Source organism: Pseudomonas sp. D(2018) (assembly GCF_005502555.1).
Classification (GTDB): Bacteria; Pseudomonadota; Gammaproteobacteria; order Pseudomonadales; family Pseudomonadaceae; genus Metapseudomonas; species Metapseudomonas resinovorans.
Genome location: NZ_SCOK01000099.1, coordinates 1 through 7,216, shown reverse-complemented (window position 1 = coordinate 7,216; position 7,216 = coordinate 1). Strand labels below are relative to the sequence as shown.

At 54.9% G+C, this 7,216-nt stretch carries 5 protein-coding genes; 3 read left to right on the top strand and 2 right to left on the bottom strand.

Going from position 1 to position 7,216, the window contains the following annotated elements; all coding sequences use genetic code 11:
• Positions 1-768: 768 nt before the first annotated feature.
• Positions 769-1,227 (bottom strand): antitoxin Xre/MbcA/ParS toxin-binding domain-containing protein, encoded by a 459-nt coding sequence (locus tag FFS60_RS28170; RefSeq protein ID WP_171016599.1) that lies wholly within the window; start codon positions 1,225-1,227, stop codon positions 769-771.
• A 240-nt stretch (positions 1,228-1,467) separates the two neighbouring features.
• Positions 1,468-4,539, bottom strand: a complete 3,072-nt coding sequence (gene mobF, locus FFS60_RS28165; RefSeq protein ID WP_137823853.1) for a MobF family relaxase — start codon at positions 4,537-4,539, stop codon at positions 1,468-1,470.
• Between the two features lie 671 nt (positions 4,540-5,210).
• On the opposite strand from mobF, the gene FFS60_RS28160 reads away from it, so the two are divergent.
• From FFS60_RS28160 to FFS60_RS28150, 3 genes are read left to right on the top strand one after another with little or no spacing between them, the layout of a single operon-like run.
• Positions 5,211-5,555, top strand: coding sequence for a hypothetical protein (locus FFS60_RS28160; RefSeq protein ID WP_137823852.1), 345 nt, complete (start codon positions 5,211-5,213; stop codon positions 5,553-5,555).
• 7 nt (positions 5,556-5,562) lie between these two features.
• Complete coding sequence (stbB, locus tag FFS60_RS28155) at positions 5,563-6,282, top strand: StbB family protein (RefSeq protein ID WP_137823851.1); 720 nt, start codon at positions 5,563-5,565, stop codon at positions 6,280-6,282.
• Between the two features lies 1 nt (position 6,283).
• Positions 6,284-6,733, top strand: a complete 450-nt coding sequence (locus FFS60_RS28150) for a hypothetical protein (protein ID WP_137823850.1) — start codon at positions 6,284-6,286, stop codon at positions 6,731-6,733.
• Positions 6,734-7,216 lie beyond the last annotated feature (483 nt).

Genomic DNA, 7,216 nt, shown 5'->3' with positions numbered 1-7,216 from the left:
CGGATGGCCGTGGAATCGGTGTCCGGATGCTCGTGGAATGAGTGTCCGGATCAGCGTGGAATCACTGTCCGGATGTGCGTGGAATGGGTGTCCGAGTCAGCGTGGAGTCCGCACACTGAGGGAGCCGATGATCTGGGGTAGGGATCGTCGGGAAATTTTGTTGATTGTTCTCAACCGGCTGTGCTCCGCACAGCCGGTTGGTCTCGAAGCTTGTTGTTTTTGTAACCAAATCTTAGCCGCAGCCGGTCGGCTGCAAAGAAGCGATGTAAAGAGGCACAGGGGAGGGGCAACCCTCGTCCGCTCTTCCTGTCTCGGTATGAATCGCCGCTCAAACCTCTCATTCCAGATCACGCAAAGTGCCGGCAGCGCCTCACTCGCTTTTCTCTTGCTCTCAAATATAGAGATCCGTCGGAATTTTTTTTTTCAAGGGGCAGATTTTTGAGTTGCCGACGAACGGTATGGATTGACGATCTGTCAATACGGTGGAGATCATCGCGGATGCCTAGTGCTGCAAGGGATTCGGCTATTTTCAGCGATTCCGGCGTAGACCAAATTTTCTTTCGATGGTTGGTGGTTGACTGGGGGCGTTGCGTCGTGGATCGGGCGCTGTGCTGTTCGTAGAAGGCCCCAGGGAAGAGGTGATTGATGCCGAGTGGCCGCTGCTCAAATCGACCGTTTCAATGCCCCTTCATGCCCAAGAAAGCTGCGGCACGCCCACGCCCGGGTGACGAGTTATGCCCATGGGTGTGGGGCTATCAATGCAAGTCGTCAGACACACACACCGTGCTCGAGCTGCCCGATCAGGTCACGAACCGCTTCTGCTCCGACGTAAGTTCCCAGCATTTCAATTGGGCGCATTCCACCGAGCGCTAGCTGAGGTGCCAGCATCCAGATCCACGCTGCCGCCTGATTACCCTCAAAAAGCCCTGTGGAAGAAGTGAGTACCTGCGCTGCTTGATGGAGTCGGTCGCTTTCCTTGGTGGAGAGCCGCCCGGCTTTGAGCCGACGGTGTAGAGTCGGACGGGACATGCCGAGGTGGCCTGCCAGCACGGGAGCTGAAATGTTCAGCTCGCTCGCCAGGCTTTCGAGATAGTTGATCGGAAACCCATCGTGAACTTCTGCAATGAGCTGGGGCCCTCGCTCAGGGATGCCGGTAGCTGTCCAGATAGAGTTAGCACTGACAACCTCGCTGCCGGGGTGGTAGGCCTTGATGTCGTGTCCTGCCAATGGCGTTTCCTCGGAACGTGAGTGGTCGTGCCCAAACAATTGTGTCCCCCGAGACATATGGATTGTAGAGGGTGCTGAGGATCGCTTTGCTTGCGTCGCCAGCAATCATCAGTCGATCACCGATTCGGCGGTACGAAAGGCGGTATTGGCATCTGGGGGCGGTCTTGAGCATGAATGGCACAACCATGCCCGACGCACATCTTCAAAAGGTGAGCCGGGCTACGAGGTTTGGTTCCGCCGCTATCCAGGCAGTCCGCTTCGCAAGTCTGATGAGCTGCCGTCGCGAGGGAAGCAATTATCACTGGGGACATTGGCTTCGTTGGACGGTGGGATAATGGCTGGGATGGGTACCTTGGCTGATTGATTCAGCGCTCTGGCTACCGATTGGATCAATCTCCGGATCTGCTCGGGAATGAGCTGACGAAGCTGCATATGCTGCGAAGGGGGGGACGATTCGAGCCCTGAATCGACCTTACATTGCAGGGCCAACCGGGCTATGCCTCTCATGGCTCGATACGGTTTGGAAGGTTTGAATCGTGTATCAGCTGGTTGGTTTTCCAGAGGCGTCACGCAAAGTCGCTTGGATTGCGCGAGCCAAAGCGCTGCCTTCGTCGTATCAATCAGTTCAATGTGAGGGCGCATAGGTTCGTGGCTTTGCGACTCACGTGGATAGCGGAAGCGTTCGCCAGCCTGTTCCAGCAAGGTCTTGGTATCGGGCTGTGGCGTCCTGATGCACTGTCCTCGGTATCTGAACGACTCATTCAGTACCCGTTGTCTACTGGTCTGGTCGGCATCCAACGCTGTTGTTTTCTGCTTGAAAGACCTTGTTCTTTCGGCGAAGCCGGCTGCTGATTCCGCATCCAGGTAGAAGGGGCAAGCTTCCCGGGCGCGAGTGAAGGCCACATACGCTGAGCGACGATCCGAGGTTTCTCCCCCGAGGTAGAAGGCACGTTCGACGGTCAGCCCCTGTGACTTATGCACGGTCATGGCATAGGCGTGATCGAGCTTGTCGTAGTCCTCCAGGCGCCAGCTAATTTCGAGTCCGTTACGATCCAGTCGTGCTCGCAACCTTGTGTCGAAGATCGGTACGCCTGAGGCGTCCACCCCAGCGCCGACACGTTCAATCTGAAGGAGCGTGGCCCGGTCACCGTTAAAGATCGGCGTGCTGCCGAGCTTGGCATTTTTTCGCAGCATAATCCGATCACCGGGAGCCAAGCTGATTTGGCAAACGTGTGCACGGTTATTCCCCACCTGGACAACCTGTTCGGCAGCCGGGTCAAGCTCGCCCGCTTCGATACGAAGCTCGCGTACGCGGTGGTTCAGCCGCTGTACCAAGTTGTTTTTGTCCGCCAGTAGCAAGATTTCATCCCACGCTGTGCCTCCTGAATGGGCGCCGGCTGCGTCGGCCATCAAGCAGTCGATAGCAGACGGGGATTCTGGCTCAGTTGCTCGCACTAGGCCTTGGGCTTGCATCAAGCCCAGCGCATCGCCGCCATCCAGGAACCAGGCCTGGCTGATGGCGCGATTCGCTGAGTCTCGTTGCCGAGCGATTTGTTCAAGCCGACCAGCCCCCAGATGCTGCGTGAGCATTTGTAACGTCGAGGCTGATCCGACAGCTTCCAGCTGCTTCGAATCGCCAACGAGCACGAGCTTGGCGCCAGCCTGTTCGACGAAGGAAGCCAGCTTATGCAGCGTGCGGGTATCAACCATGCCGGCTTCGTCTACAACGATGACATCGGTGTCCTTCAGGTGCAGCCGGTACTTGGGGTTGTCGTTTTCCAGCATGATGAGCAGGGCATGGATCGTGCGCGACGCAATCCCCGAGCTCTTCTCCAGCTCGGCGGCTGCCGCACCAGAGGGGGCCAAGCCAATCACGCGATTTCCGACGTCGCTGTAAGCCAGATTCAGGGCAGCCAGAGACGCCGATTTGCCTGTCCCAGCGGCCCCTTGAATGATCGTCATGCGACGCCCATCAGCCGCATGTCGCATCGCCTGCACTTGTTCATCACGCAGCTTGAAACCGCGCTCGCGCTCACAGGTTGCGAGGGCTGCCTCAATCTGCTGCCGCGTTAGGGTGAACTGTGGTGCGGGCTTTTGTGAGTGGCGTGCAAAGCGCAGCACATCCACTTCGAACTGCCTGAACTCCTCTGTGGTGAACAGGGCGTCTTCGCCTACCCGGTCGGGGAGTCGAATGACGCCCAGTTGCTGGTAGATTGCAGCCTTGATCTCCGGGATGGCATTGGCCCCGCCGTGGAGAATGCTCAGCTGTGCCGCGACCCGGTCAAGATCATGGGTTTGGAACACGCTGCTGTTCTTAAAAAGGAGGGCTTCTAACGCCAGCTTCGTCGGCGGGGTAAGGTCTCCGGTCGTCGGAGAGAGCGTGGCGAGGGTCTGTTGCCATTCTTCGCGAAGAGTCCGTCCGTCGACGGCTGCTTTAGTCTGTCGAGTGCGCTTCGCGGCAGCCCGTGCGGCATCTGCGCCATCTGCTCCCATCGCCTGAAGTGCTTGCTGAATCTCGCGACGACGGCTGGAGAATTTCATTACCTCCTCCCGCCCAATGCCCGCCACCACCAGTCCGCTGCGGTCAGGGTCGTGCTCCAAAACCGGCACTATCTCGGGCAAATCACGGAGGAGGGCGCTGGCAAGAAAGGTGTCGAACAAGGCGGCGATTTCGACCTGGCGGTGATACAGCTCCCGGGCATCGAGTGTGCGCCAGTTGCCATCCGCCCCCACGACCAGATTCGGGATCTCTGCATGGACGTGAAGATGGGGTTCCTGATTCCGGTTAGTGAAGTGCAGGTAAGTCGCCGCCACAATCTCCCCCGGGTGCGTCTCACTGCCTTGGCTGCCAGTTCTAAAAGCAAAAAGTCCCCGCGACTCGAGGTTGTCAAGGGTGCGGCGAGCGGCCTCCATTACTCCGCGCTCAAACACTTCCTGCTGATTGCGGGGGAGGGTGGCGTACAGCAGTGAAAGCGACTTCTCGACGTTAAACGACGTGGAATACCCGGCCAAGGCATTGTTGTCAGAGTGCAATTGGGTGTGTCGGCTCTTGCTGCAATACGAGTTCTGCGTTCGTGGGTTGATACCCTGCATGAGTGCGGCATAGTCCCCGGGGCGAGGTGCATGCCCGAGGTTGAGGTGTGCAGCACCCTGGCCGACAAAGGCAGCCAGCACGGTATCGCTGCCGGGTTGCATGTAGTAGTCCTCGCGCCCGCTATTTACCACCAGGTGGGACTCATCGCCGGATTCGTGATACTCGGCTCGCGCAGCGATCTCCTGAGTCGAGAACTTGTCGATAGTGAAGATGCTCATCGTTGCTCACCCGAGAGCGCTGATGAGCACAGATCGAGTACACCCTCACGTCCGCCAGCGTGTGCAGCGCTAAGCACTCGTTCGGACAGTAAAGAAAATCCTTGCGCAATTTCGTCCCGAATAGCTTCGATGGTCTGAATGTCAAGCTGCGTATTGCTCTTTTCAGACGTTGACCTACGGCCTGTGGCTAATGCGGTAAGGTCACTTGTGTCGATAGATTCGAGAATAGATTCAAGAACCCGGCTCTCTGGAACTCCAAGTCCCTTGGCAAGGTTGCTGAGTGCCAACTGACTTTGGCACTTAGTAATAGATTGGCTATATATTTTGCGCATTGCTGTGACCTCACTTCAGGCGATCATTTGCTACTACGCTTTTAGTAGAGGCACATGAGCAAATCGGGGCGCAAGTGTCAGTGATTACGCGGTTTTTACACTGGGCAACCTTCGGAGGAGGTGCAGCAGTGTTAACCGGGTTTTATGTATTTCTCCATGCTCTCGGATGCTTTCTCTTATTCTCACGTGGTGCCGTGATCTGTCATCAGTTCTCACGTTCTAGTTTGTATTATCGATTATTCGATGGTGTCAATGCATGTATAACCAAAGTCTCTTTGTGGTCAATCTTCTAATCTGCTGGGGAGTGCTGGATAATGAATAAAAAACAGGGGTGGCAGTATGAAGAAGGGCTCTGCTCGTATCGCTCTGTACGGAGTCAAGGATGTGCTGGTGGTATCCCTTCGGGAGTTTAAGACTCTGCCGGAGCTAATAGAGGTGTTACAGGGGATGGACGTAGATGTGTCGCTGTCTAGCCTGCATCGCTATCTGAAGTCTGAATTGCAGGAAGAGTACGAGTGCTACTTGAAAGTAACGGGGAGGGGCTTGCTTCGCAATCGAGGTTCCGCTCGTGGACATGCTGGAGTACGGCGTGGAGTCTCTCCTGTTAATGTGGGGGGATCGGCTGATGAGGTGGTTGGTAGTCCGGGTGATTTGCATGATGCTATTAAAAAAATAAAATTATGAGGTGGTTATGAAAGTTGTAGTGATAAATTTTGGCGGTAATCTCGGTAAAACGACTTTGTCAGCCTATTTTCTTTACCCAAGGCTGGGTGGGCCGAAAATGATAGCGGTCGAGTCTATCAATGAGACCGCTAAAGAGAAGGGGCTTGAGGTTGATTTGATTCGGGGTGATAGGTTTAAGGAGATTTATAGAGAGTTGGTCGTAAATGAGAGCGTGATTGTCGATGTGGGGGCCTCCAATGTGGAGGGCTTCTTAGAGGGGCTGTCCTCGTTTGAAAACGGTCACGATGAAGTCGATTTATTTCTTATTCCAGTGACGTCGGGGAAGAAGGAACAGGCGGAGTCAATCAAAACCGCGCTTGTTTTGTCGCTTATGGGGGTGAAAAAAGAGCGTATCAGTCTGGTGTTTAACAGGGTTGAGCGCTCAGTTGACGAGGAGTTTCCAGAGACTCTTCGGCAATGCGCCATACATAATAAATTTGTGGCAAATCCAAAGTGCCGAGTTTTCGAAAATGATATTTATGTGGATCTGGGGAGCTTGGGTTTGAGTGTTGATGAGGCATGTGACCTGAATGACCACTCACTGGATCAATTGAAGGCGGATCTCATAAGTGGGCTTGGGGATCCTGATCAGTTTTTGCTGGCGGATAAGCGTTTGAGTGTTGCCAAGCGAGCTAACAAGACTCGAGATCAGTTGGACGCAGCGTTCCAGGCGTTGGTGGGGCACTGATATGAACGATGATCTCTTGGTGCGTCCTCCGACTCGGCAGGAGGAGCGGATTAGGCATCTGTATGCTTGTGCCAATGATATTGTAGAGAGGCTTGAGTCAATTAGGGGAGCGTTTGATCGTCTTGAACGTGTTGAAATTATGGTGAATGGTGTCGAGAAAAGTCCAGGACTAATCGAGTGCGTGGAGGCACTGACCGTTGCCATTCTTCAATTGGAGGTCGTTTTATCTAGGCAGTATGTCGAGTCTAGTGTTTTTATGAGGTCTAGTGAAGTTGACATAAAGGACAGGATTCAAGCCATGGATGATGCACTTCGTTTGTGCGCCGACAAGGTAGAGGTGCTGCTAAGTGATCGTAGGCGAAGTGGCGTTTTATATAAAATGTCTGTTGGCCTTGGTTTTGTGATGTTTATATTTATCTTGGCTGTTGGTGGGTTGCAACTTTTTGCTTGATTTGATCCTTTTGGGAGCGGATTTTTTGGTTAATGAGAAGTGTTAGTGTTGTTCTGAGGGGCGTGAAGGGACATATAGCTGAGGGAGATTGGCAATCTCTTAACTCCCAATTCCGGCCGCCGGTAAAATAGGTGGCCTCAAGTTAAAACGTGTCTGATCTGAACGGCACACCCCTCGCCAGTTCAGCTCACGAGCGTGTCTCACCGTGGGGCAGCTCTACCTGGAATAGCCGTGTCCGGTGGAATTCACTCAGGCCTGTGCCGCAGGGCACAGGGTTTGGTGAATCCCGAAGCGGGGTTGCTGTGCCATCTGGTACACCCGTGCGAATCGCGTACCCCATCAGCCGATGCCGCAGGTCTGTACCAGATGGTACAGGGCTCCGTGAATCCTGAAGCCGGGTCGCTGTGCCATCTGGTACACCCGCGCGAATCGCGTACCCCATCAGCCGATGCCGCAGGCCTGTACCAGATGGTACAGGGCTCC